This is a genomic window from Photobacterium toruni (assembly GCF_024529955.1).
In the GTDB taxonomy this organism is placed as follows: domain Bacteria; phylum Pseudomonadota; class Gammaproteobacteria; order Enterobacterales; family Vibrionaceae; genus Photobacterium; species Photobacterium toruni.
In genome coordinates, this window is sequence record NZ_AP024854.1 from 653,161 (window position 1) to 679,264 (window position 26,104).

General features: G+C 39.5%; 27 protein-coding genes. 12 read left to right on the forward strand and 15 right to left on the reverse strand.

The genetic code is table 11. From position 1 onward, the window contains the following. Window positions 1–49: 49 nt before the first annotated feature. The gene (gene gloB / locus OC457_RS03265; protein ID WP_080175859.1) at window positions 50–808 is read right to left on the reverse strand and encodes a hydroxyacylglutathione hydrolase; all 759 of its coding nucleotides are present in this window, start codon (window positions 806–808) and stop codon (window positions 50–52) included. A gap of 41 nt (window positions 809–849) precedes the next feature. Here gloB and OC457_RS03270 point away from each other — a divergent pair, with 41 nt between their 5' ends. Continuing rightward, entirely contained in the window at window positions 850–1,608 is a 759-nt protein-coding gene (locus tag OC457_RS03270; RefSeq protein ID WP_080175860.1) for a class I SAM-dependent methyltransferase, read from the forward strand. 8 nt (window positions 1,609–1,616) lie between these two features. Here the strand turns inward: OC457_RS03270 and rnhA are convergent, their stop codons facing one another. Next, entirely contained in the window at window positions 1,617–2,081 is a 465-nt protein-coding gene (gene rnhA, locus OC457_RS03275; protein WP_080175861.1) for a ribonuclease HI, read from the reverse strand. Window positions 2,082–2,132: 51 nt separating this feature from the next. Here rnhA and dnaQ point away from each other — a divergent pair, with 51 nt between their 5' ends. Both dnaQ and OC457_RS03285 read left to right on the forward strand, forming a co-directional pair. After that, window positions 2,133–2,855: a DNA polymerase III subunit epsilon gene (dnaQ, locus tag OC457_RS03280; RefSeq protein ID WP_080175862.1), complete on the forward strand. Its 723-nt coding sequence runs from the start codon at window positions 2,133–2,135 to the stop codon at window positions 2,853–2,855. Between the two features lie 103 nt (window positions 2,856–2,958). After that, the gene (locus OC457_RS03285; RefSeq protein WP_262054072.1) at window positions 2,959–4,080 is read left to right on the forward strand and encodes a TIGR03503 family protein; all 1,122 of its coding nucleotides are present in this window, start codon (window positions 2,959–2,961) and stop codon (window positions 4,078–4,080) included. A 52-nt stretch (window positions 4,081–4,132) separates the two neighbouring features. On the opposite strand, the gene fadE is transcribed toward OC457_RS03285, so the two are convergent. Further along, a complete protein-coding gene (gene fadE, locus OC457_RS03290; RefSeq protein ID WP_080175864.1) occupies window positions 4,133–6,586 on the reverse strand; it encodes an acyl-CoA dehydrogenase FadE in 2,454 nt (817 codons plus the stop codon). Between the two features lie 490 nt (window positions 6,587–7,076). Between fadE and dauA the strand changes: the two genes are divergently transcribed. From dauA to OC457_RS03305, 3 genes are all read left to right on the forward strand, one after another. Continuing rightward, on the forward strand, window positions 7,077–8,768 hold the full coding sequence (dauA, locus tag OC457_RS03295; RefSeq protein WP_235866984.1) for a C4-dicarboxylic acid transporter DauA: 1,692 nt from the start codon (window positions 7,077–7,079) through the stop codon (window positions 8,766–8,768). Window positions 8,769–8,869: 101 nt separating this feature from the next. Continuing rightward, on the forward strand, window positions 8,870–9,448 hold the full coding sequence (gene lpcA, locus OC457_RS03300; protein WP_080175866.1) for a D-sedoheptulose 7-phosphate isomerase: 579 nt from the start codon (window positions 8,870–8,872) through the stop codon (window positions 9,446–9,448). Between the two features lie 88 nt (window positions 9,449–9,536). Next, entirely contained in the window at window positions 9,537–10,334 is a 798-nt protein-coding gene (locus OC457_RS03305) for a class II glutamine amidotransferase (RefSeq protein WP_080175867.1), read from the forward strand. Window positions 10,335–10,415: 81 nt separating this feature from the next. Here OC457_RS03305 and purN read toward each other — a convergent pair whose 3' ends face one another. Continuing rightward, on the reverse strand, window positions 10,416–11,057 hold the full coding sequence (purN, locus tag OC457_RS03310) for a phosphoribosylglycinamide formyltransferase (RefSeq protein ID WP_080175868.1): 642 nt from the start codon (window positions 11,055–11,057) through the stop codon (window positions 10,416–10,418). 4 nt (window positions 11,058–11,061) lie between these two features. Continuing rightward, window positions 11,062–12,102: a phosphoribosylformylglycinamidine cyclo-ligase gene (purM, locus tag OC457_RS03315; RefSeq protein ID WP_080175869.1), complete on the reverse strand. Its 1,041-nt coding sequence runs from the start codon at window positions 12,100–12,102 to the stop codon at window positions 11,062–11,064. A 201-nt stretch (window positions 12,103–12,303) separates the two neighbouring features. Here purM and upp point away from each other — a divergent pair, with 201 nt between their 5' ends. After that, window positions 12,304–12,930, forward strand: coding sequence for a uracil phosphoribosyltransferase (gene upp / locus OC457_RS03320; RefSeq protein ID WP_080175870.1), 627 nt, complete (start codon window positions 12,304–12,306; stop codon window positions 12,928–12,930). Window positions 12,931–13,023: 93 nt separating this feature from the next. Here upp and OC457_RS03325 read toward each other — a convergent pair whose 3' ends face one another. Further along, on the reverse strand, window positions 13,024–14,271 hold the full coding sequence (locus OC457_RS03325; protein ID WP_080175871.1) for a uracil-xanthine permease family protein: 1,248 nt from the start codon (window positions 14,269–14,271) through the stop codon (window positions 13,024–13,026). 275 nt (window positions 14,272–14,546) lie between these two features. Between OC457_RS03325 and OC457_RS03330 the strand changes: the two genes are divergently transcribed. Continuing rightward, entirely contained in the window at window positions 14,547–15,737 is a 1,191-nt protein-coding gene (locus tag OC457_RS03330; protein ID WP_235866985.1) for a DUF2066 domain-containing protein, read from the forward strand. A gap of 129 nt (window positions 15,738–15,866) precedes the next feature. Here the strand turns inward: OC457_RS03330 and OC457_RS03335 are convergent, their stop codons facing one another. From OC457_RS03335 to bepA, 4 genes are read right to left on the reverse strand one after another with little or no spacing between them, the layout of a single operon-like run. Continuing rightward, a complete protein-coding gene (locus OC457_RS03335) occupies window positions 15,867–16,289 on the reverse strand; it encodes a DUF2069 domain-containing protein (RefSeq protein WP_080175873.1) in 423 nt (140 codons plus the stop codon). Window positions 16,290–16,301: 12 nt separating this feature from the next. Next, entirely contained in the window at window positions 16,302–16,898 is a 597-nt protein-coding gene (gene wrbA / locus OC457_RS03340; protein WP_210436104.1) for an NAD(P)H:quinone oxidoreductase, read from the reverse strand. After that, the gene (gene arsC, locus OC457_RS03345; protein ID WP_080175875.1) at window positions 16,895–17,245 is read right to left on the reverse strand and encodes an arsenate reductase (glutaredoxin); all 351 of its coding nucleotides are present in this window, start codon (window positions 17,243–17,245) and stop codon (window positions 16,895–16,897) included. The genes wrbA and arsC overlap by 4 nt, the downstream gene beginning before the upstream one ends. 33 nt (window positions 17,246–17,278) lie before the next feature. After that, window positions 17,279–18,745 (reverse strand): beta-barrel assembly-enhancing protease, encoded by a 1,467-nt coding sequence (bepA, locus tag OC457_RS03350; protein WP_080175876.1) that lies wholly within the window; start codon window positions 18,743–18,745, stop codon window positions 17,279–17,281. 162 nt (window positions 18,746–18,907) lie between these two features. Here bepA and OC457_RS03355 point away from each other — a divergent pair, with 162 nt between their 5' ends. Together OC457_RS03355 and OC457_RS03360 are read left to right on the forward strand one after the other, a co-directional pair. After that, a complete protein-coding gene (locus OC457_RS03355; RefSeq protein WP_080175877.1) occupies window positions 18,908–19,162 on the forward strand; it encodes a sulfurtransferase TusA family protein in 255 nt (84 codons plus the stop codon). A gap of 5 nt (window positions 19,163–19,167) precedes the next feature. Beyond that, window positions 19,168–20,238 (forward strand): AI-2E family transporter, encoded by a 1,071-nt coding sequence (locus tag OC457_RS03360; protein ID WP_080175878.1) that lies wholly within the window; start codon window positions 19,168–19,170, stop codon window positions 20,236–20,238. A 63-nt stretch (window positions 20,239–20,301) separates the two neighbouring features. Here OC457_RS03360 and bcp read toward each other — a convergent pair whose 3' ends face one another. Beyond that, window positions 20,302–20,766 carry a thioredoxin-dependent thiol peroxidase gene (bcp, locus tag OC457_RS03365; RefSeq protein ID WP_080175879.1) on the reverse strand — a complete coding sequence of 155 codons (465 nt, stop codon included), beginning with the start codon at window positions 20,764–20,766 and terminating at the stop codon, window positions 20,302–20,304. Window positions 20,767–20,839: 73 nt separating this feature from the next. Further along, window positions 20,840–21,376: an ACT domain-containing protein gene (locus OC457_RS03370; protein ID WP_080175880.1), complete on the reverse strand. Its 537-nt coding sequence runs from the start codon at window positions 21,374–21,376 to the stop codon at window positions 20,840–20,842. A 357-nt stretch (window positions 21,377–21,733) separates the two neighbouring features. On the opposite strand from OC457_RS03370, the gene dapA reads away from it, so the two are divergent. Together dapA and bamC are read left to right on the forward strand one after the other, a co-directional pair. Continuing rightward, a complete protein-coding gene (dapA, locus tag OC457_RS03375) occupies window positions 21,734–22,612 on the forward strand; it encodes a 4-hydroxy-tetrahydrodipicolinate synthase (RefSeq protein WP_080175881.1) in 879 nt (292 codons plus the stop codon). Window positions 22,613–22,663: 51 nt separating this feature from the next. Beyond that, entirely contained in the window at window positions 22,664–23,674 is a 1,011-nt protein-coding gene (gene bamC / locus OC457_RS03380; RefSeq protein WP_080175882.1) for an outer membrane protein assembly factor BamC, read from the forward strand. A 97-nt stretch (window positions 23,675–23,771) separates the two neighbouring features. On the opposite strand, the gene lipA is transcribed toward bamC, so the two are convergent. From lipA to ybeD, 3 genes are all read right to left on the reverse strand, one after another. Continuing rightward, complete coding sequence (lipA, locus tag OC457_RS03385; protein WP_080175883.1) at window positions 23,772–24,743, reverse strand: lipoyl synthase; 972 nt, start codon at window positions 24,741–24,743, stop codon at window positions 23,772–23,774. Then, entirely contained in the window at window positions 24,740–25,390 is a 651-nt protein-coding gene (gene lipB, locus OC457_RS03390) for a lipoyl(octanoyl) transferase LipB (RefSeq protein ID WP_080175884.1), read from the reverse strand. The genes lipA and lipB overlap by 4 nt, the downstream gene beginning before the upstream one ends. A 220-nt stretch (window positions 25,391–25,610) precedes the next feature. Continuing rightward, window positions 25,611–25,892: a DUF493 family protein YbeD gene (ybeD, locus tag OC457_RS03395; RefSeq protein ID WP_080175885.1), complete on the reverse strand. Its 282-nt coding sequence runs from the start codon at window positions 25,890–25,892 to the stop codon at window positions 25,611–25,613. Between the last annotated feature and the right edge of the window lie 212 nt (window positions 25,893–26,104).

Here is a 26,104-nt window from a genome sequence, read left to right on the forward strand (position 1 = left end):
GGTTGGTGATGATACTTGCCCAACCACCTTGGTTACAAGAGCTGAAACGTTAAAATTCGTCTTTCCAGCGTCGAAGCGCTGCAAAAGTTTCAATATCTGAGCTATCGTACGCTTTATCAGCAACTGAACGTTTAATACTTGGCTGATCACAACGTAAAAAAGGGTTAATAAGTTTTTCATTACTAAGAGTGGTCGGTAAGGTACTTTGACCATTGGCACGTAGGCGGTTTACTTGATCACGATAACGTTGTAAATGAGCATTATCTTGTTCTGCAACTAGTGCAAAAGCAAGGTTTCCTGCAGTATATTCGTGAGCACAATAGATGTTAGTTTCATCAGGTAGTGACGCTATTTTTTGTAATGAATTAAACATTTGTGTCGGTGTGCCTTCAAAAATACGACCACAACCAGCAGAGAACAATGCATCACCACAAAATAGTTTTTCATCACCAACATAAGCAACATGCCCTAGAGTATGTCCAGGCACACTCAGTACCATAAAACGTTCACCAAAGATATCAACTTGATCGCCATCCTCTACTGAACTAGTGATACCAGGAATGGGTTCGTCATTAGGAGCAACAACTTTGATGGTAGGGAAGCGACGTTTTAGTTCGCTAATACCATCTACATGATCATAATGATGGTGGGTGATAAGAATTGCATCTAGAATTAAATTATCTTTTTCTATTGCCTCAAGAACCGGCGTGGCATCCCCTGGATCAACAACGACGCAGTGATTGTCTTGGTTTTGAATTAGCCAGATGTAATTGTCTTTTAATGCGGGTATGCTTTTAACAGTTAACATGAATTTTGTCTCCAGCCCTATCAGGTGTTGAGCAGTATCTTATGAAGCCAGCGCGTACAGTAACACACATTGAAGTTCCTTATACATGGTCGAATGTGATCAATGGTGAATGGGTAGCAGAATTACTACAGGCACGACTTGATGAGTGGTGTCCAAAGCTATTTGGCTACCATATGTTAAAGCTTGGTGGTCTCAGTGCAGAGCTGACCAGTAGCCATTGTAATATTCAGCATCAAATTAGTGTTGATAAATTTAGCCCTAAACGGACAATTGTGGCTGATGCCTTAGAATTACCGTTTATCGAAAAATCATTTGATGCCTGTTTATTAATGCATCAATTGGATTACGCGGCAGATCCCCATGGTTTGTTACGTGAAATCGATCGTGTGATGGTCGATGATGGTTATTTGGTGTTAAGTGGTAATAATCCCTTAAGTCTATTAGGATTACGAGGATTATTACCGTGGAATCGTCGTCAAGCGCCATGGATAGGTAAGATGTATTTACCGTTTCGAATTAACGATTGGTTACGGTTACTTAATTATGAAGTGGTGTACCAAGAAACGTTTGCAATAGTCCCCGCTACGCGACATCTTGCCTGTGCGGCATGGCTTGAACATGTTTTATCTGAGCCGTTATCCGCGGTCGGTAGTTTGTATTTTATCGTGGCACGGAAACGTACCTGCCCATTAAAGCTAATTAAACCAACCTGGAAATTACGTCGCCAATTAGCACCCGTGCGAATTAATTGCCGCACTCAGGCTGAAAAAACATGTACTAAAACCTCTTCACGTTCGTAAGCTTTAGTTTAATTTGGCTGATAACCGTTATCTGCTTGAGTTGGATTTTCAGCCCCAGTACGTGCTAAAACATCACAACGTTCATTTTCAGGGTGCCCTGCATGACCTTTTACCCAGTGCCATTGGACTTGATGCCGTTGTGTTTCTTGATCAAGTTGCTGCCAAAGATCGGCGTTTTTAACGGGCTTTTTATCTGCAGTTTGCCAGCCCCTTTTTTTCCAATTATGTATCCATTGCGTAATTCCTTGACGCACATATTGACTGTCAGTGGTAAGATCAACACTGCATGGGTGTTTTAAGCTCGCGAGTCCCATAATCGCAGCAAGCAGTTCCATGCGGTTGTTGGTGGTCATTAGATAACCACCACTCAGCTCTTTTTCGTGTTGTTTGTATCTTAATACTGTGCCATAACCGCCGGGACCAGGATTACCTAAACACGATCCATCGGTGAAAATTTCTACCTGCTTCATCATAGTGGGTAGTTTTGCCTTAGATAAAAACTTAAGTCTGACACATTAACTACTATGAAAGCCACTAACCAACGCATTATTGTATTTGATACAGAAACAACGGGTATGAACATGACTGGCCCACATTATGAAGGCCACGGTATTGTCGAAATTGGTGCGGTTGAGATTATTAACCGTAAATTAACCGGCAATACGTTCCATGTTTATATCAAGCCTGATCGAAATATTGATCCAGAGGCGATCGCTGTCCATGGTATTACGGATGAATTTTTACGTGATAAACCTGTATATGCAGATATTCACCAAGAGTTCATTGATTTTATTGATGGCGCAGAGCTTGTTGCACATAACGCATCGTTTGATACCGGCTTTATGGATTATGAATTCCATAAGATGGGCGCATCAATTGCAAAAATAGAAGATATCTGTCAAGTAACCGATACCCTCGAAATGGCGAAAAGGTTGTTTCCTGGTAAACGAAATAACCTTGATATTTTATGTTCACGTTATGGTATTGATAACTCACATCGTACGATGCACGGCGCATTACTCGATGCCGAAATTCTAGCTGACGTCTATTTGATGATGACGGGTGGTCAGACATCATTACGGTTAAGTAGCGGTAATGATGATTCGACAACCGAAACCAGTATTCGTCGTTTAGTGAGTAATCGAAAAGTATTAAAGGTTATTAATGCTACTGCCGATGAACTAACAGCACATCAAGATAGGCTTGATCTGATAGGTAAAAAGGCTGACGTTATCTGGCGTCTTTAGAGGCAGTATGTTACGGCGATTATGGATACTTATTTTCTACGTTTCGTTTTGCATTTTGATTCCTATATCAAGTGCTTGGGCGCAAACGGAAACAAGTTTAACTTTGCTTGATAATCGCTTTCGAGTTGATCCGAAGATAGAGCAAATAACGTTTGTTGTAGCTCGTGATCAACCGAGTCGTTCTGTGGTACTCGTCGCCCCTGATGGACGTAAATATTATGCTGAACGCCATCCCAAAACGATGTCATGGTATACCGATAAAGGGATGGATATTATTTCAATTACTCACCCTATGGCGGGGCCATGGCAAGCGTTGGGTAAAGTGTCAGTAAATAATGGCATCAGGTTCATCTCAAATGTTCAGTTACAGGCTGAACCGTTACCTGCACAGTTGTATCAAACCGAAGTATTGAAATTTAGTGCGCAGCTAACTCAAAATAAACAGCCATTACTGTTACGTGATTTTTTAGAACGGGTGCGGCTAAAGGTGGTTTTTTTTCCGCTGACAGCAGTATTGCCAAATCAATCACATGAGTTAGCACCGATTGAGGTGGGACAATTTGCTGATGATGGGCAAGAGTATGATGAAGTTGCAGGTGATGGCATTTTTACTGTGGCACTTGATGTGAATGTCGAACCTGGTAAATATCGTGTTGAAATCACATCGGCCAATGGAGTATTTAAACGAGCAGTTGAGCAAACGGTATTAGTTTACCCTGTACCCATTACGACGTCATTTGTACAAAGTCATCAATCGTTAATGCCTCATACTGTTAATATCGAGGCTAAAACTGATCAAGCACTTGCTGGTTCATTGGCCGCTTATCTGGTGGTTAAACAACCTCAGCAAAAGCCCAAAATTATTCAACAAAGTACGAGTCTTCAACAACCACACTTGGCACTATCATGGCCTAATGATGATCAAATAGGTAAAGCGTGGTGGCGCGGGTGGGCTTATGTGACAGATTCGTTGACTCAGCGAGAGTTGGTGTTTCGTTTACCCCAGCAAAACTATACTCAAGTTGCTGCCGTCACTGGTGATTTTAGTGCTCCTTTAGCGCAGCAACAGGCAAAACAGCAGTTAATTATTCATCATGAGCTGCAACAACAACGGTTATTGTGGGTTATTGTAACCAATATAGTCATCATTCTAAGTATGTTGGCGGTGTTGTTGATCTGGCGACGTAAACGAAGCTTTCATGCTGATTTAATTGTGCCTAAATAATCCTGTGATGTTCAGATGCAAAGAATTTCAGAACATCACAATAATGGACGGTTTAAGCGGCATTGTGAATCGAGGGGGTTGTTTGAGATGGATTAATCGCTAATTGTGTAGGATCAAAATCATCTACATTGATAGTGTTTAATCGCCCAGCCTCTGCTCGGTGGAGTAATTGAGCTTCTTCAGGTGTGATCACGCCGCGTTTTAATCCTATTGTTGCAACTTTACCTAATTGCATAAACGGTAACGGTGTTTTTGCTGCTTGGCAAACACGATCATAAATTGGCTCTGCAGCGAGAATATCAAGTAGGGCAACTTCTATCATTCCAACGGCATTATTTGCTGTTGCTTCTAAAAATTGACCACGACCAATACGATCTCGTGTTGCTGATGGTGTTTGAATTAAACGTGCTAGTTGGTGATCTAAGTTATCATTGGGTTGGCGACGACGTAATCCAGTAGGTAACATGATAAACCGCAATCCTTGCGCAATGACTTTATTGGGAAAATTCACCAAGAAATGATCAATAGCGACCTCTGCTTGATAAAGTGCATCTTGTAAGCCCCAATGTACGAGTGCAATATCTTCAGTTTGGCGGCCTTCATCGGCATAACGTTTCAATGTAGCGGAAGCCAAATATAACTGACTTAATACATCGCCTAGACGGGCAGATAAACGCTCTTTACGTTTAAGAGAGCCGCCAAGTGTTGCCATTGATATATCGGCTAATAATGCGAGATTTGCACTATAGCGATTCATTTGCTGATAATAGCGAAAAGTTGCATCTTTGTGTTGAAATGATGAGCCTCGACCATCGGTTAATCCAAGCCAAAAGCTGCGGGCTATATTACTTAAAACAAAACCAATATGATTAAATACAGCTTTATCAAATTGGTTTACTGCTTGTTGTTTATCGTCAATATAAGTTGCGTTGATCTCATCAAGTACATAAGGGTGGCAACGAATTGCACCTTGACCAAAAATGATCATTGAACGGGTTAATATATTGGCACCTTCAACGGTGACTGCAATAGGCGCTCCTTGATAACTTCGTGCGAGGAAATTACTTGGCCCCATACAAATCCCTTTTCCTCCGACGATATCCATCGCATCAATAATGCTTTTTTGGCTACGGTGGGTGCAGTGGTATTTAACAATAGCGGAAATAACCGACGGTTTTTCGCCTAAATCAATTCCAGTAACGGTTAATGTTGTTGCTGCATCAAGTACATAAGCATTACCAACCAGTCGTGCCAATGGCTCTTCAATACCCTCCATTTTACCAATGGGTAATTTAAATTGACGACGAATTCGAGCGTAAGCTCCTGTTGCCATTGCTGCTGTTTTTAAACCGCCAGTGGTGTTTGAGGGAAGGGTAATACCACGCCCAACAGATAAGCATTCAACTAACATTTTCCACCCTTGACCAGCCATAGCTTGGCCGCCAATTATGAAATCGATTGGTACAAAGATTTTATTGCCTTGAGTGGGACCATTTTGAAAGGGAATATTGAGTGGAAAGTGGCGCCGACCAATTTTAACGCCATCAAGATCGGTTGGAATTAAGGCGCATGTCATACCGATATCTTTTTTCTGGCCAAGTAGATGGTCGGGATCAAATAATTTAAATGCCAGGCCTAATACTGTCGCGACAGGAGCTAATGTAATGTAGCGCTTATTCCATGTCAGCTCCATTCCTAGTGTTTCTTTACCCTGCCAGAGCCCTTTTTTGACGATACCAAAATCAGGAATAGAACCAGCGTCTGAGCCTGCTTCTGGGCTAGTTAGGGCAAAACAAGGTATTTCATCTCCAGCAGCTAGACGTGGTAAGTAATGATCTTTTTGTTCTTCAGTACCATAGTGTTGTAATAATTCCCCTGGGCCTAAAGAGTTTGGTACCCCAACGGTTGAGGATAAGACGGTTGAGACCCCCGTTAGTTTTTGTAATACCAGCGATTGTGCATAGGCTGAAAATTCTAATCCGCCATATTGTTTTTTTATGATCATCGCAAAAAATTTATGCTGTTTAAGTTGTTGCCATACTTCAGGCGGCAGATCTGCGAGATCATGAGTGATATGGAAATCATTCACCATGCGGCAAATATCATTCACCGGACCATCTAAAAAGGCTTGTTCCGCATCGGTCAAGGTTGAAGGCTGAATGGCATGAAGTTTATTCCAATCAGGGTTACCACTAAAAAGATCGGCTTCCCACCATACCGAACCTGCATCAATCGCTTCTTTTTCAGTCTGTGACATTTGAGGTATAACATTTTTAAAATACTGAAGTGCTGCTTGAGTGATGAATTTTTTTCGTAAGATGGTGACATTTAAGAGGAGTGCAATCACGATAAACGTTAACCAGCTAATAATTCCTGTAACATTTATTAGGGTTCCCAGTGCTAATAATGCAGCGATGATAACGGTAGATGTAGGGCGAGATAGTCGGTGATAGGCGAGGATACCCAGCACAAAAATAAAGCTAATTAGGTATATAAAAATAAGCATAGCGATTCTCCGCAATCATATAGCAGTACAGTGTATTGTATATAAAGAAGGTTCGTTATTTAGTTATAATTTTAGGGCGATATTGCCCTCTTGGTTTTAATGTTTAATAGTGGTAAAAATCAAGGTAAGAGGTCTAACCACTTACGGTTAATTGTAAGTTATTTTTTAACTAAATGTAAAATATTTAATTTTAAAATAGCCGCTATAGAAGATTGTAAAAAACGGTAATCCTGCGGTTTTACTCGCCTTGATCGAGATCATTAGTGAATTTATTTTCACTTGCGAATTATTAGTGAGGCGTTAACATATAGCACTATTGTGATACTGTTCACATTATTGTGGTTGTGTGTTTTTCATACAGTCGATAAGTAAGTGGTATTTCCGTTTGTTGCCTTTCCCGATTTCCGACTGACAGTTGCCCGCCGGACCCTCTTTCGGGTTGACATCAATGCCTATTTTTTTATGTGCAAATAAGCGCAGGGGTTTTGTTGTGTTGATTTTTCAAGCTCTCTCTCAATCGTGGAAACAGGGATATTCCTTTTCCAAGCTTCGTGCCGATTTAGTATCTGGTGTTACTGTCGGTATTGTGGCTATTCCATTAGGTATGGCATTATCAATTGCTGTTGGTGTTCCTCCTCAGCATGGTTTGTATACTGTTATCGTTGCAGGTTTTCTAGCAGCGTTATTGGGCGGTTCACGTTTTAATATTACAGGTCCAACAGCCGCTTTTGTTGTCATTCTTTTGCCGATAACACAAAAATATGGTTTATCAGGTTTAATGATGGCAACCATGATGTCAGGCGTTATCTTACTCCTGATGGGTGTCTTTCGTTTGGGGCAACTGGTTACTTATGTACCGTATCCTGTGACTACTGGCTTTACGGCTGGTATTGGTTTCGTTATTGCTTTTTTACAGCTAAAAGACCTGCTTGGTTTACATGTTCTTGGCAGTCCTATTCATTTTCCTGAAAAAGTGATGGCGTATTCACATGCTATTTCAACCATTAATTATGCTGATGCCTTGGTCGGTATTATTACTATTTTGACATTTATTGTCTGGGCTAAACTGAAAACTCGCATTCCACCTCATTTAGTTTCTTTATTTGTGGGTACAGTTTTAGCGCTAGCTTTAAATCATTTTAGTCTTGAACACGTAACATTACTTGGTGAAAAATTCAGTTACACCATTGGTAATATTATTGGCCATGGTATTCCTCAAGAAGCACCACAATTTTTACCATTATGGCAGGCAAGTACTTTTAATTGGGCGACAATGGTTGAGTTAATGCCATCAGCATTAACAATTGCAATTTTAGGTTGTATTGAGTCTTTATTATGTGCTGTTGTTGCTGACGGTATGACCAGTACTAAACATAACCCGAATGCTGAGTTGGTAGGGCAAGGCATTGCGAATATGGTTGTCCCTTTCTTCGGTGGTATTCCTGCAACGGCAGCAATTGCTCGTACGGCAACCAATATTCGTTCAGGCGCTTTCTCTCCAGTTTCAGGTATGATTCATGCCGTTTTTGTTTTGGCTGCAATGATAGTATTAGCGCCTGTATTGTCTTATGTACCGATGAGTGCCTTAGCGGGTTTACTTATCATGGTTGCATGGAACATGTCAGAAGCACCACACTTTGTACATACATTAAAAGTAGCGCCACGTCGTGATGTCGCCGTATTAATGACCTGTTTTATTCTAACGGTTGCGTTTGATATGGTTGTTGCTGTAATTGTTGGTTTGTTACTTGCGGGGGTGTTGTTTATTCAACGTATTGCAAGTTTAACTACGGTTACGGTTTCTGATGCTAAACATCCACATCTTAATTTTGGTGATGATGTGGTGGTATATGATATTAATGGCCCACTATTCTTTGCTGCAAGCGAAAAAGCATTTTCGGTCATTGAGCATGCAACAATGGAAACACGTGCAGTTGTACTTGATTTCAGTGATGTATCAACGGTTGATATTACTGCTATCCATGCTCTTGAATTAGCATTGGATCGGTTATCTACTCTGCCTGTGTATGTACTTGGAGTATTGCCGCATGTAGAGCGTAAATTGGAGCATGCTGGTGTATTTGAATTACCAAATCTTCACTTAGTGCCTTCAATTGCACAATTACAACAAATATTAGCGGTTAATTCCGACAAAGCCTCACATCAAGAGTCGACACTGTAAGTTATTTGTATGTAAACTGCGATTAATGATGTAGTACAGCATCAAGCGAGCATATTGCTCGCTTGATTTGTATTTAATGGAAAACATTGAGAGAGCAGCTTATGTATAACGATCTGATCCGCAGCGAATTGACTGATGCTGCTGACGTCCTTAACCGTTTTTTAAATGATGATAAAAATTTGGCTAATATTGAAGCAGCCGCTAAATTATTAGCTGATTCATTTAAGCAAGGCGGTAAAGTATTATCATGTGGTAATGGTGGTTCTCATTGTGATGCGATGCATTTTGCCGAAGAGTTAACTGGTCGCTATCGTGATGACCGTCCGGGGTATCCTGGGATTGCAATTTCTGATCCTAGCCACTTATCTTGTGTGAGCAATGATTTTGGTTATGAATATGTATTTTCTCGCTATTTAGAAGCGGTTGGCGCTAAAGGTGATGTGCTGTTTGGACTATCAACTTCAGGTAATTCAGCTAATATTCTTAAAGCAATTGAAGCGGCACAAGCGAAAGGAATGAAAACCATCGCCTTAACGGGTAAGGATGGCGGTAAAATGGCAGGATTAGCAGATATTGAAATTCGAGTACCACATTTTGGTTATGCCGATCGTATTCAAGAAATACATATCAAAATTATTCATATTTTAATTATGTTAGTTGAAAAAGAAATGGAAAAATAATCGTCTATTTATTGTAATTATATTAACTAATAATGACGATTATTGATGTTTAAATTAGCATGATTCATCGTAAAGAGCAGAAATAAAAATGTGTGAATTATTAGGCATGAGTGCCAATGTACCAACAGATATTTGTTTTAGCTTTACTGGTCTAATGCAGCGCGGCGGTAATACTGGTCCACATCGTGATGGTTGGGGGATTACCTTTTATGAAGGTAAAGGATGTCGAACATTTAAAGATCCTAATCCAAGCTGTCAATCACGTATTGCTGAGTTGGTGCAACAATATCCAATAAAAAGTCATGCTGTTGTGAGTCATATTCGTCAGGCTAATCGTGGAGGAGTGAGTCTAGAAAACACTCATCCTTTTACGCGGGAGCTATGGGGAAATTATTGGACCTTTGCTCATAATGGTCAACTAACAGGCTATGAACAATTAGCCACTGGACGTAACCAAGCCGTTGGTGATACTGACAGTGAAACTGCATTTTGTTGGTTAATGAATCAATTAGAAATTCGTTTTCCGATATTACCCACCGATATGGTGCCTGTTTTTGACTATTTTGCTGAGTGTTGTGACACATTACGTCAGTTAGGTGTATATAACATGCTGCTGAGTAATGGTGAGTATGTTCTTAGTTACTGTACCAATAACTTACATTGGATCACTCGTCGAGCTCCATTTGGTAAAGCATCATTAATTGATGAAGATGTTACTATCGATTTTCAACGAGAAACAACCGCGAATGATGTAGTGACGGTTATTGCAACTCAGCCGTTAACGAATGATGAAAATTGGCAGAAAATGGTAAGTGGTGAGTTTCGTGTATTTCATTTCGGTGAAACTGTTTATGATGTCATTACAGCGAATGTGAGCACTTGCTAATGCTAATAACTGCTTTTAGACTTAGATAATGAAAAGGCGATCTCAATGAGATCGCCTTTTTTAGATAAAGAGATTAAGGCATTACTGTGCAGCATAACCTTGTGGTGGTAGTTTCTTACCATCTAATACAGCATAACCATTTTGCATTGATAATCGTTGACTCAAGAGCCACTGAATGACTAATGGATAGATATTATGTTCTTGTTGTTGAACTCGGGCTATAACGTTATCGATGGTATCTGTTGCAAAAATAGGGACTTTAGCTTGTAGAATTACAGGGCCACCATCGAGCTCTTCCGTCACGAAATGAACACTGGTGCCGTGTTCATTATCACCAGCATCAATAGCGCGCTGGTGGGTGTTTAATCCCGCATACTTAGGCAACAAGGATGGATGAATATTAAGCATTTTCCCTTGGTAATGGCTGACGAAATTGGCAGATAAAATCCGCATAAATCCGGCTAATATAATCACATCAGGCTGATAAGTATTAATTTTTTCAATTAAAGCTTGATCATAATCTTGGGGGTTGGCGTAATCAGTTGCCACTATAGAAACTGCTTCTATGTTGGCATGTTGAGCTCGCTTAAGGCCATAAGCATCGGCTTTATTTGAGATCACAGCAGTAACTTGGCTATTGTTAATGATGCCATTAGTACAGCTATCAATAATGGCTTGTAAGTTACTGCCATTTCCTGAGATTAAGACAACGATATTATGCATAGACCTAATTAATCTCTACTTGCTCTTCGCCTACTGCAGCGGTTGCAATTTCACCGAGCAGCCACGCATTTTCACCTTCAGTTTGTAAAATTTCAATCGCAAGTGCTGCTTGTGCTTGGGGTAGTGCAATCACTAAACCAACACCGCAGTTGAATGTGCGGTACATTTCGTGAGTATCAACATTTCCCGTTTGCTGCAACCAGTTAAAAATCGCAGGCCATTGCCAGCTATTGCCATTGACGACTGCTTTGGTGCCTTGTGGTAATACTCGTGGAATATTTTCCCAGAAACCACCGCCAGTAATATGAGAAATGGCATGAATATCACAGTTCTCAATCATTTTTAGCGCTGATTTAACATAAATTTTAGTAGGGGCTAATAAGTGCTCAGATAGTTTTTTACCATCAAGATCTTGATTAAGATCGGCTTGGGAAACTTCTAGGATTTTGCGGACTAATGAATAACCGTTTGAGTGGGGACCACTTGAGCCAACCGCAATAAGTGCATCACCTGCGGTTACTTTTGAACCATCAATGATGTCAGCCTTTTCAACAACACCAACACAGAAACCAGCAACGTCATAATCATCACCATGGTACATGCCTGGCATTTCAGCTGTTTCGCCACCAATGAGTGCGCAACCTGATTGAATACAACCTTCACCAATACCTGCTACAACACTTGCAGCTGTATCAATATCAAGTTTTCCTGTTGCATAATAATCTAAGAAAAACAAAGGCTCAGCACCTTGTACGATCAAATCATTAACACACATTGCAACTAAATCAATACCGATAGTATCGTGTTGTTTTAGATCCATGGCGAGGCGAAGTTTAGTGCCTACACCATCGGTTCCTGATACTAAAACAGGCTCTTTATATTTTGTAGGTAGTGAACATAAAGCACCAAAACCACCGATTCCTCCCATAACTTCAGGGCGATGAGTACGCTTAACGATACCTTTAATACGGTCAACTAACGCATTACCAGCATCAATATCAACACCAGCATCTTTGTAACTAAGAGAAGAGTTTTTGTTGCTCACAGATGATCCCTCAAACGTATTAAAGTAAAAAACCAGCATATAATAGCAGCAGTCATTATAGTAAGGCAAACGTTTGCGTCAAATTGTTGTGGTGGCTAAAAATTAGCCAATTGAACATTTGATACTATCGGCAATCGATTGGCTTGGTATATAATGCTGCGATTTTTTTATTTTTTTATAATTTAGTTCCCAGGAGTCGAGATGAAAGTCGTTGAGGTGAAACACCCACTGGTTAAACATAAGATTGGTCTTATGCGTGAAGGTGATATTAGCACTAAGCGTTTTCGTGAATTGGCAACCGAAGTTGGTAGCCTATTAACATATGAAGCGACTTCAGACTTCGAAACAGAAAAAGTGATGATTGAAGGCTGGAATGGTCCAGTTGAAATTGATCAGCTAAAGGGTAAAAAAGTGACTGTAGTGCCAATTCTTCGTGCTGGTTTAGGCATGATGGATGGCGTATTAGAACATATGCCAAGTGCACGTATCAGTGTTGTCGGTATCTACCGTGACGAAGAAACGTTAGAACCTGTACCATACTTTAATAAATTAGCATCGAATATTGATGAGCGTATTGCTTTGGTTGTTGATCCAATGCTAGCGACAGGCGGTTCAATGATTGCAACGCTTGATCTATTAAAAGAACATGGCTGTACTCAATTTAAAGTATTAGTACTTGTTGCTGCACCTGAAGGTATTGCTGCATTAGAAAAAGCGCATCCAGATGTAGAGCTATACACTGCTGCTATTGACGATAAGTTAAATGACAAGGGATATATTGTTCCAGGTCTTGGCGATGCTGGTGATAAAATCTTTGGTACTAAATAATTTTAGTATTGATTATTACTGATATAAAAAACCGGACTAATATGTCCGGTTTTTTTGTATTTGTAGATCGTCTATTAATAATAATTAGGTTAATTATAGATGTTCAGTGTCTTCAACTTGCATGCTTATCGAATCTTCACCTAAGTCATGCGGTAAAATTAGGTTTAATAAAATAGCGACAATGCCACAAAGACTGATGCCTTGAAGGCTAAATTCACCAATGCCAAATGCCATTCCGCCGATACCAAATACCAGTGTTACCGCGACAATGACTAAGTTTCTTGGTTTATGAAGATTAACTTGATGGGTAATTAAAGTATTAAGACCAACCGTTGCGATTGAGCCAAAAAGTAAAATCATAATACCGCCCATCACAGGAACAGGTATAGTTTGCAATATAGCACCCAGTTTTCCGACAAATGCTAATACAATGGCTGTAACCGCTGCCCATGTCATGATCACGGGATTGAATGCCTTGGTTAACATCACGGCACCAGTAACTTCTGAATAGGTTGTATTTGGTGGTGCGCCAATTAAAGAGGCTGCAATTGTTGCAATACCATCGCCTGCCATTGTGCGATGAAGTCCTGGTTTTTTAAGGTAATCCTTACCCGTTACGTTGGAGATTGCTAACATATCACCGACATGTTCAACCGCAGGAGCTATTGCTACTGGAATCATAAATAAGACAGCGTTGATATTGAATTCAGGGAATGTGAAATTAGGCATAGCAAGCCAACTTGCTTGGATTACAGGTGTAAAATCAACCACGCCAAATCCGAGACTGGCAATATAACCTGCAGAAATACCACCCACGATAGGGACTAATTTTAATATTCCTTTGGCAAAGACACTTAAACTTATCGTTACGATTAGAGAAATAGCTGAAATCCACAATGCGACATCATGGGCAACAAGCTGGACATCGCCACCACCTGTTTTTCCTATCGCCATATTGACAGCTGCGGGTGCTAAGCCTAGACCAATTACCATGATCACAGGGCCAACAACAACAGGTGGTAATAAACGGTGTATAAAGCTGATACCACGTACTTTAATGACAATACCCATAATGACATATACGACACCTGCCATCATTAACCCGCCCATGGTACTAGCCACTCCCCATGTTTGAATGCCATACATCATCGGAGCAATAAAGGCGAAAGATGAGGCTAGGAAAATGGGTACAGAGCGTTTAGTAACGATCTGAAATAGTAATGTACCAGCACCCGCGCCAAATAAGGCAACATTAGGATCAAGTCCGGTTAGTAACGGCACTAGAACTAATGCCCCAAATGCTACAAATAGCATTTGTGCACCTTGAAGAACCTGCATCATGATATTTATCTCTAAGTAAAAAAAATCGCGCAATCCTAGCATGGAAGCAAACGATAACCTAGATGAATAAAAGATAAAAAACACTCGTAATTGTTTAAATTTAGAACGAGTGGCGTTTTATTTGCATAAGAGTAATCTTCACACGATTAAAAATGTGAGTTATAAAATTTTTTTTGCCGAAATTGTCGAATAAGTTTTCATACTCTGCGCTATGATACGGCACTAATGATAAAACCTGTTGTCTGCCTTAATAGGTCCATTTTTTTGAGCTAACCATGAGTCTTACTATGTTGCGATTTGCATTATTATTTTTAGCAGTATTGGTATTACCAGTACAAGCTGCGACGGTGAATGATCTTTATCAAACCCAAGTTACTTTGATTGGAAGTGATCAACAAGCCGATCAAGCTGCCCGTGAACAGGGATTAGCAAATGTATTAGTCAAAATATCAGGCAATACTGATATTTTAAATAATGCTTCAATTAAAACAGCGATCACTAATAGTAGCCGTTATATTAGTCAGTTTGGTTACAGTGAAGTTGATGGTCAACGTGCTATTAATCTAAGTTTTGATAAAAACCAAATTAAGCAATTACTGATTAAATCAAAAGCGAGTATTTGGAAAGATCAACGTCCAAACATTTTAGTATGGATGGTTGATAATGATGCTCAGCAACGTAATATTTTGTGGGATCAATCAACCAACATGTTGGTAAATGACACTAAGCAAGCTGCTGATAGCCGAGGGTTGCCATTGACGTTTCCTGTGGGAGATATCACAGATGAAACAGCTGTCAATGTATCTGATTTGTGGGGCGGTTTTATTGATCCTATTGCCGCAGCAAGTGCTCGTTATCATGCCGATGGATTATTATTGGTTAAAGCCCAGCAGCAATCTGATGGTAACGTTGCTTTACATTGGCAGTTTTATCCGCAGCAACCAAGTAAAATTGCATCAGCAGAAGTACAACCGATTACTGGCACTATATCAGGTACATTGGTACAGGCATCGAATAAAATGATTAATCAAGTTACTGATTATTTAGCTAATAAATATGCAGTTGTTTTAGGTGGTGTTGCTGGTGGTAAAGTTAATATTGAAGTCGATAATATTCAATCAACTGAAAACTTTTTTGCTTTAGAAAAAATGTTGAATAGCTTAACGACAGTGAGCAGTGCTAACGCCATGAGAATTAAAGGTGATAGTGTTATTTTTCAATTGAATCTTCAAGGGTCTGAGCAGGCATTTCATCAAGAAATTAGTCATGATAATCAAATTAGCCAGACTCAATCAGCAGTAGCTTTTGCCGCAGATCCTGTAGCATCAACACCTGTTCCTGTAACTTCTGTCGCAACGACAGCGACAGCTACACCAGCCGCTACTTCAACGGCGGCAGTGACATCTGCTCCAGTGGTTAACGTATTAACGGTAACACCACAAAATATTTATTCTTGGAATAGCTGATTATACCTGCCAAAGTGATGAGAGAGCAGTGTAGTTAAATAAATAGCCTTAGTGCCTTTATACACTTTTAATGAGAAAGGGATAAGGTACTGAGGCTTTTTAAAATGTGTTAATTGTTTTGTAAGCGAGTTAACCGTCATAACGGGCATGTTCTTCACGTTCAACCTGTGATAACCGCTTTAATTTAATTCCTAATTCTTTTGCCCGCAAGCGAGCATAAATAATATTACTCATAAAGCACACTATAACGATAGCAAACTCTATTATTGCAAGTCCTCGTTCACCTTCATTAAGTGTTATTAGCGTTGTGGCATGCAGAATATAGAACATTAAAATAAAATTTGCCCATGCATAAGTATAAGGCTTAGCGGCTAGCATACCGAGTAAAGGTAATAATAAGGGCGTTACCCATAAAAGAGTCATGGTAATGGCTGAGAAGTGGTGATGGGGGGAGAGTAATAATTGCCATATACTAATAAAAATAATCAAACCACAATGACTATATAATGCAGTTTGATGTGCAATATAGGTTAATCGTTGCATTTTGGGCATGAATACTCCTTTTTAGCCACTTAATTTACATGCAATAGTTGCTAAACGCCGTCCAATGGCTTGAGCAAGGGCTATTTCATCTGAGTGCAATTGCTTATTTGTACCGTTATTTACATGTGATGCTCCATAAGGAGTCCCACCATGGTGCGTTGTATGTAATAAGGGCTCTGAGTAGGGAATACCAACAAGTAACATTCCATGATGTAACAGCGGTAACATCATTGATTGTAGTGTAGTTTCCTGTCCTCCGTGTAATGATGACGATGAGGTAAACACACAGGCGGGCTTTCCTATTAATGTACCCGACAACCACTCACCACTGGTACTGTCTAAAAAATGCTTGAGCGGGGCTGCCATATTACCAAATCTAACAGGGCTGCCCATTGCCATTGCTGCACACTGTTTGAGATCATCATGGCTAACAATAGGATCGGACGTTGTTGTTGGTCGCGATGTGGCAGCTGTCGTCGTTACTACTGAAATGTCAGCCACAGTTCTTAGTACCGCCTCACAGCCATCGATTTGTTCAATACCACGGCCAATATGACGTGCCAATTGACGGGTGTTACCATGAAGGCTGTAATAAAGTACTAAGATTTTAATCATTATAAAATATCCAATACGTGCTCTGGTGGACGACCCATCGCTGCTTTATCATTATTAACCACAATGGGACGCTCAAGTAATTTAGGATGCGATGCCATTGCTTCAAATAATGCCAGATCAGTTAAGGTTGAATCGCCCAGTTGCAACTGTTGGTATTGTTGTTCTTTAGTACGCATCATTTCTCGTACTGTGTTATAGCCTAATTGACGGTACAGTTGTTGTAACTGCTCAACTGTTGGTGGTGTATCTAAATATTTAATTATCGTTGGATGAATACCGCGCTCAGTGAGTAATGCGAGTGTTTCACGGCTTTTTGAACAACGTGGATTGTGATAAATAAAAATGCTCATACAGATCCTTATGATTTAACTGAAGAATAAATATTAAAAAGAAGAACGTAATGCTTCAAATTGTGCTTGTTGAATCCGCAGTTGATCTAATCTTGCATCATAACGAGCTTGATCAAGTGAACCTAACTTTGCTCTTTGTGCGGCTTGAGTGTAGTTACTGATTGCTAGCCCCCATTGTGCACGTAATGCCGCTAATTCTCCCATAGCTGCTAGCTCACCATCACGTTTATTTTGTTTGGCATAATTTTGAACTAATAATGCCCAGCCATTAATATCATTGGGGTATTGGTAACTATAACGCGTCAGGATGTTAATGCTTTGCTGGTAACGTTGAGCTTCTAATAAAGCATTGGCTAAATTAAGCTGTAACACGCTACTTTCTGGTTGATATTGCAATGCGTTTTCTAAACGTTTTATCGCTTTATCATATTGTTTTTGATATAAATTCAAGTCTGTTGCAGCATCAATGTAAAATAAGTTATTAGGTTCTGCTGCAAGTAATGGCATCAGTAATTGTTGTGCTTTAGCATATTGACCTTTATCAATATAAACCAAGCTTTTACCATAATTAAGTTCTTTTTTTTGGTTAGCGGGGGCTTTTTTGAGTTCAGTATTAAACCAATTTAAGGCTGAGGATTGATTAAAACCGACATAACGAGCCACCATACGTGATTTTGCCAATAGGTAGTGCTCAGAGGGCGGTAATCTAACCACTGAATAATTATTTGCACGTAACCGACTGTCTGTAATACGAGACTCAGGTAATGGGTGGCTGAGTAACATCGCAGGTAGTTTCGTGGTATAGCGGTATTGTTCAGCTAAACGTTCAAAAAAATGTGGCATTGCTTGCGGGTTAAAACCGGCTCTAGCTAAGGTTGATATTCCAATACGATCAGCTTCTTTCTCATTACTACGGGTATGATTAAGCATGCCTTGTATCGATATCGCTGTTGTTGCGTGTAATGCGGCCATACCAGCCTCAGGAGCTGCAATAACTAATAATAGTGAGCCAAGCATTGCTGCCATTGTTGCTGGATTTTTCTTTGCTTGATCTTCTAATGAACGGGCAAGATGACGTTGAGTGACATGGGCAATTTCATGTGCAATAACTGACGCGAGTTCACTTTCAGTTTTTGCATGTAAGAATAATCCTGAATGGATGCCAATATTGCCACCAAATAAAGCAAAGGCATTGATCTCATAATTTTTGATTAAGAAAAAATCAAACGGTGTTTTAACACCATCAGCATTTGCAACTAGCTTATGACCTAAATCTTGAATATATTCTGATAATACAGGATCATTAATAATGGGCCGACTTGCACGCATTATTCGCATATACATATCGCCATATTCAATTTCTTTATCGATGGTCAATGTTGATGCTGCTGTCGTGCCAATGTCAGGTAAAGAAGATGCGTTATTCGCTATAGCCGGCAAGCTAGCACTTAACAAGGCTGACAGTAATAGATAAGTTGGTGCTTTAGCAAATTGGAACATATAAATAATACAACCACCATGTCGATTAATATGGGATAACGGGGTAATTATCGATAACCTTGTGCGCTACTATGACCGTAAATTTTAGCTTAGGTTCGCATTGTGATATTTCACTTTGTGGTTATCTCGCTTATTCCTTGCGGTTAAGGGTACAATACGACAATGGATAATCACTGTCACGCGATTGGAATGGAAATCCTTACCCTAGATCTCATAACACTTCGTTGTCCATTTGCTTTATTAATCGTCAAGCGCGAATGTGGCGATGTATTGCCAGCTCAGAAACTTAAAATTAAAGTTTCAGCAGATGGCACTCAGACGGACATTATTCGTTATCTAAAAAATAATGGATTTACTCTTGATATACAGGCTGAAAATAGCTATCAGCTGGTTATTATTGCGACAAAAGGACCATAATTTTCATGCTCAATATGTTTAAAAATTGGTATCAACGCCGATTCTCTGATCCTCATGCTGTGAGTTTAATGATTATTTTAGCCGGTGCTTTTTTAACCTTGTATTTCTTTGGTGGTTTACTAACGCCATTGTTGGTTGCAATTGTATTGGCATATCTACTTGAATCACCTGTCGCTCGTTTTACGCAATGGGGCTTACCGCGCACAATTTCTGTTGCTATCGTGTTGATTATCTTTGCTGGATTAATGGTATTGGCTTTATTTGGCTTAGTACCCACTATCTGGCATCAAATTACCAATTTAAGTGCTGATATACCAAAAATGTTTAATGACTTACAGATTTATGTCTCTAGTCTTCCTGAGCGTTATCCTGATTTTGTACAACCACATCAAGTCACTGTATTAACTGATACGTTGCGTGAGAAAGTATTGGCTTTTGGCGGCAGTGTTGTTAAAGGTTCACTATCATCATTAGTGAGCTTAGCTACGTTGGGGGTTTATTTAATTTTAGTGCCGTTATTAATTTTCTTTTTACTGAAAGATAAAGACACTATTTTACATTCGTTTATTAATGTCTTACCAAATAATCGTCGCTTAGCCAGTAAGGTTAGTGCTGAAATGAATCAGCAAATATCTAATTATATTCGTGGCAAAGTGATTGAAATTTTTATTGTTGGTATCGCAAGTTATATCGTTTTTGTGGTGATGGGACTTCAGTATGCTGCACTACTTGGAGTATTGGTTGGTTTATCCGTGTTAATTCCTTATATCGGTGCAGCAGCGGTGACAGTACCAGTCGCTATGGTTGGCTTATTTCAATGGGGTTGGACACCTGAGTTTTGGTGGTTATTAGCGGCTTACGGTATTGTTCAAGCATTAGATGGCAATGTTTTAGTACCTGTATTGTTTTCAGAGGCCGTTAACTTACATCCAGTCGCAATTATTGTTGCGGTATTAGTCTTTGGTGGGCTGTGGGGTTTCTGGGGGGTATTCTTTGCGATTCCATTAGCAACTTTAGTTAAAGCTGTATGGAGCGCATTAATGATGAAAGATAATACGTCGCCCTCCAGTTATTAAGGTGTATTAATACTCAATAGCCACAAAGGTCGCTAAGGGCCTTTGTGGTTTTTTATGATGAAATTACTGATTAAGGTAATCTAATACTACTTGATGATGGTCTTTGGTTTTAAATTTATCAAATACATGTTCAATTTTACCATGCTCATCAATTAAGAAACTGATGCGGTGTAAACCATCATAAATTTTCCCCATGAATTTTTTCTCTCCCCACACGCCAAATTGATCGGCTACTGCATGATCTTCATCAGATAGCAGTGTGAAGTTAAGGTGGTCACGTTCAATAAATTTAGGTAAACGCTTAACAGGATCAATACTAATACCTAAAACAACCACGTTATGAGTATCTAGATCTGCTTTACTGTCGCGCAAACCGCATGCTTGAACGGTACAGCCTGGCGTCATTGCTTTAGGGTAAAAATAAGCCAGTACCTTCTTACCTTTAAAATCATTTAAGCTGACAGGTTGGTTGTCTTGGTTAAGTAACGTAAAAGCGGGAGCGAGCATTCCTGCTGTTAGTGTATTCATGCAGCTGTCCTTTTAATAAGTCATAAACGTTAATATAACATGCGCTATTATGGTGTTTTTTATGAGCAATTAATTAATGGTGACCAATAAAATTGACAGTACCGTGAGCATTTAGTTGGCTACAAAGTGTTTCATATTCTTCTTGTAAGGTCTCTAAATGACAGTCTTCAGGTAAATTGGTACTGATTTGAAGTACTAATTGATTATCAATATTCGCGTGACCATTTTCAATGGTATTAGCACTTAGGGTTGAAATGTCAATTTTACGGCTAGCCATAAAGTGGGTGAAATGTTTAATTAGTCCCGGGCTATCTTTTGCTTCAATATGAAAATCAGCAGTATATGGAAAGAAGCGAGCAATATGCTTATTGGTACGTTTCATCACGGTAATTAAATCATGCTCTTGGCCTTTAAGTGGCAATGTTGATTCAATTCTTGAGATCGCGTTGCTATTACCTGAGAGCAACATAATAAGTGTGAACTCTGAGCCAAAAAGAGCGATTCTGCTATCAACGATGTTACAACCACTGTGTGCAACAAGATGGGTGATCTCATCGGTGATACCTGGTCGATCAGTACCTACTGCGGTTATTACAAGGTAATGTTCCATATTTAGCGCCATTTTTTTGTGATCATTATTAGCATGTTAGCACAGACTGATTATTCAAAAGAGCGCAAATCATCATCAATAATCACAAAATTTTTTATTATAATTGTGTAGTTAATAACAGTAATGACTAAAAAAGAATATTTTTAGTATTAGAAACGTTAAACACGACGAATAAGCTTAAAATGAATACGATAAAGCGCGTCAGTTAACGGTTTTCAGTCACCCTTTGCTTGAGTTTATAGCCATGCAAAAGTACCATGACTTATAACTAGCTATATACCGTAACCATTTTTATTAATTGGTTGTTAGTGTTGTTAGTTTTAAATCGTTACGATATATAAAATAGGGGAGACGGACATGTTTTCAGGAAGCATGGTAGCACTATTAACACCATTTGATCCTTCAGGTGAAGTTGATTATATCGGCTTACAGAAGCTAGTTAATCATCATATTGATGCGGGTACCACCGCTATTATTGCGGTAGGAACAACGGGTGAATCAACAACACTAACTGTTGATGAGCACATTAAAGTTGTTTTAAAAACGCTAGAATATGTTGATGGACGTATTCCAGTGATTGCTGGTACGGGGGCTAATGCCACTCATGAAGCCGTAACGATTACCAAACTGTTTTCTGGTACGGGAATTGCTGCCTGCCTGAGTGTGACACCATATTATAATAAACCGACTCAAGAAGGTTTATACCAACACTATAAAGCTATTGCTGAAGCGACTGATATTCCACAAATACTATACAATGTACCTGGTCGTACAGCGGTTGATTTATTACCAGAAACCGTTGCTCGTTTAGCTAAACTTGACAATATTATTGGTATTAAAGATGCAACAGGAGATATAACTCGCGTTAAAAAAACACGGGAACTTTGTGGCGCAAACTTTATCCAATTAAGCGGTGATGATGCAACAGCCGTTGATTTTGTTGCTGAAGGTGGCCATGGCGTTATTTCTGTTACCGCAAACATTGCTGCACCAGCAATGGCAACGATGTTTAACCTTGCTTTAGAGGGGAAACTTGAAGCTGCTCAAGAGATAAATCAACGTTTAATGCCATTACATACAAAACTGTTTGTTGAAGCGAATCCAATTCCAGTGAAATGGGCCGCTCATCAAATGGGATTAATTGAACACGATAACTTACGACTTCCGCTTACTGTTTTAAGCGAATCACAGCAGCCAGTTGTTAAACAAGCACTTATTGATGCGAACGTATTATAATATACGGGTATTAATCAGTAGTTGTAACAGCCTAGGTGCGCAGGAGCATAAATGAATTATAAATACCGGCTAGCATTAGCTGCCGTCGTAGTGACAACTATCACCGCATGTTCTGGTGGTACAGACAGTCGTCGACAGGCCGCGCAAGATTTTAATTATCTTAATACGCCATCACTTGAAAGTTGGACGTTGCCGGCAGGTGCTCAACCTTTTAGTAATACAAACTATGAGATCCCGCAACGTGCGTATAAGGGTGAAATAGGTACTAAGGTCGATATTCGCCCACCATTACAGGTGTTAGAATTGATTCCAGGAGTCACCTCTGCCATTGATCAGCAAGGTGTAACATTGTTTATGCCATCGTCAAATGAACTTATGAAGATCTGGCGTGTAACACAACAGCTGATTACTGATAATAAAGTCGGTATTGTAAAACAAAGTGCTGATCGTATTGATACTGATTGGGTTTCTTGGACTAATGATGATGAAGATACTAAGATTAGTAGTCGCTATACGATTGAAAAATCACCTAATATTAATAGCTACCGTATTACGCTAACTGATTGGCGTGAAAACGGAGAAGTTAAACCTGTTAGTGCTAATAATAAACGTCGTTATAGTATTTTAATGACTAATTTAGTGATGTCTAAATACGATAATATGGCTCGTGAGCAAGCCCGTTTAGCCGCCGCTGAGCAATTGAAAAATATTCCTGTGGTTATGGGTACTGATCGTAGTGGTTTACCTATTATTATTGCGCGTGCATCGTATGATGATATGTGGGAACGCCTACCAACAATGCTACAAAAGTTAGGCTTTACTATTGAAGATCGTAACCGTTCACAAGGTTTAATTGAAGTTAAATATCGTCAGCCTGATGATGCGTTTTGGACTCAGTTAGGTACTAAACCAATGAACTTAACTGATGATAAATATCGTATCTTGGTGGGTGATTTAGGTAATCGTACCTCGTTGAATATTACTGATAATGAAGGTAAACCAATAACCGTCTCTGCATTAGATTCTATTGCTCCGGTATTTGGCGCTGCTTTTGCTAAATAATTAACCTGTTATATTGGTTATTAAAAAACCGCTTTAGTTAATCACTAAAGCGGTTTTTTTATGGAAATTAACAAATAATTTATTATTAACTAATTAATTATTTAATTTCAACACCTTGAGCTTGTAGATCTGCATGATAAGACGAACGAACAAAGGGACCACAAGCGGCATGAGTAAAACCAAGATCTAATGCAATTTGCTTTAGCTCGTCAAACTCTTCTGGTGGAACATAGCGTTCAACGGGTAAGTGATGACGACTCGGTGCAAGATATTGACCAAGAGTTAGCATAGTCACGCCATGTGCTCGCAAATCTTTCAGAACTTGAATGATCTCTTCTTTGGTTTCACCCAGCCCCATCATAACGCCTGATTTTGTCGGTATTGTTGGATGAATCTCTTTAAATTTCTTTAACAGATCCAATGACCACTGGTAGTTTGCTCCTGGACGAGCTTTACGATACAAGCGCGGTGCTGTTTCAAGGTTATGGTTAAATACATCAGGTGCAGTATTTTGGAATATTTCTAGCGCTCGATCCATACGGCCACGGAAATCAGGCACTAAGGTTTCAATATGAATTTGTGGGCTTTTGGCACGAATAGCGTTAATTGAATCAACAAAGTGCTGTGCGCCGCCATCTCGCAAGTCATCACGATCTACCGATGTTACAACTACATAGCGTAACTTCATATCTGCAATAGTTTGTGCTAAATGACTTGGTTCTTCAGCATTGGGTGGTAATGGGCGACCATGGGCAACATCACAAAATGGGCAGCGACGAGTACAAATAGCACCTAAAATCATAAAGGTAGCTGTACCATGGTTAAAACACTCAGCCAAATTTGGGCATGATGCTTCTTCACAAACAGAGTGGAGATTGTTTTTACGTAAGGCTGATTTTATTTCTTGAATGCGTTTACTGTCAGAGGGCAGTTTTATTTTCATCCATGAGGGCTTACGTAGTACTTCTTTGGGTGCTTCTTCTTGGGCAACATTACGTACCGGAATTAATGCCATTTTATCTGCATCGCGGTATTTAACGCCTTGTTCAATTTTAATTGGTTTGCTCATAGTTGATTGCTTTCCGTCATCCACTCGACCTGTGAGTAGTCGAGTAATTTTGTTAATTCTTCAATGAGTACCGGCTGAACTTCCATTAGTTCACTCGGGCCATTTAATGATGCAGTTTGCGTCATTTCCATTCCAGCATAACCGCAAGGATTAATACGTTGGAAGGGGGCCAAATCCATATTTATATTAAGTGCCAGACCATGAAAAGAGCAGCCGCGTCTGATCCGTAATCCTAATGAACATATCTTACGATTGTTGACATAGACACCAGGTGCATCAGGACGAGCATTAGATGTAATCCCAAATTGAGATAGCGTATTTATAATTGTGTTTTCGATGTGGCTGACTAGGTCACGAACACTGAGTTTTTTTCTGCGTAAGTTAATCAATATATAAGCAACTTGCTGACCTGGACCATGATAGGTTACCTGACCACCACGATCACTTTGGACGACGGGAATATCACCTGTGTTGAGCAGATGTTCTACCTTGCCAGCTTGGCCTTGGGTAAATACCGGGTGATGTTCAACCAGCCAGACTTCATCAGCCGACATTTCCGTACGGTCATTGGTGAATTGATGCATAGCATCAAAGGTGGTTTGATAATTACAACGGCCCAGATTTCTAATAATAAGAGTTTTTTGCAAATTTGTGCCTATTTATTGATATAACGCAAAGCGCCATTTAATGGCTGTGAACCAAACTATTATACCTAAACTGTTCAAAGATGCATGACTAACCCGTTATTCTGTGTTTATTAATAATTTTGAGAGTTAGTTTCGTGGGATAGATAGAGGAAAAAAGTTAAAAAAGAAGAGAATAATTAGAAAAATGGCGACTTATAAGAAGTCGCCATTTGAATGGCTACTATAGTACAACACGCACGATATCAATCGCGCCAAGTTCTTTATATAGTGTTTCAATTTGTTCAATATTAGTAGCATTAACAGTAACAGAGACTGCGGTATAAGTCCCTTTGCTGCTCGGCTTTGTTGTTGGAGCGTAATCACCAGGAATTGTTTTTTGAATAACTTCAACGACAAGATCTGCTAATTCTGGTTTATTCTCACCCATAACTTTAAAAGCAAAGCTACAAGGAAATTCCAATAGGTCTTTTAGTTTTGGTTGCTCTTTATTTAAATCTTGCATAATAGAACTCCAAGGTTCAGGTTTCTCAGATTTTACACCGTGGTATAGATCACAAATCACGGTAATATGCAGGCATCTTAATGCGTCAGTAGTTGGAAAACAAGGCTGTGGTTATCTTGGTTATTGGAAAATGTGTATGCAAGCTTGTAAACCTAAAGAAGCTACCAGTTGGTAGCTTCTTTATTTAGGCTGGTGGATGTTATAACACTTGC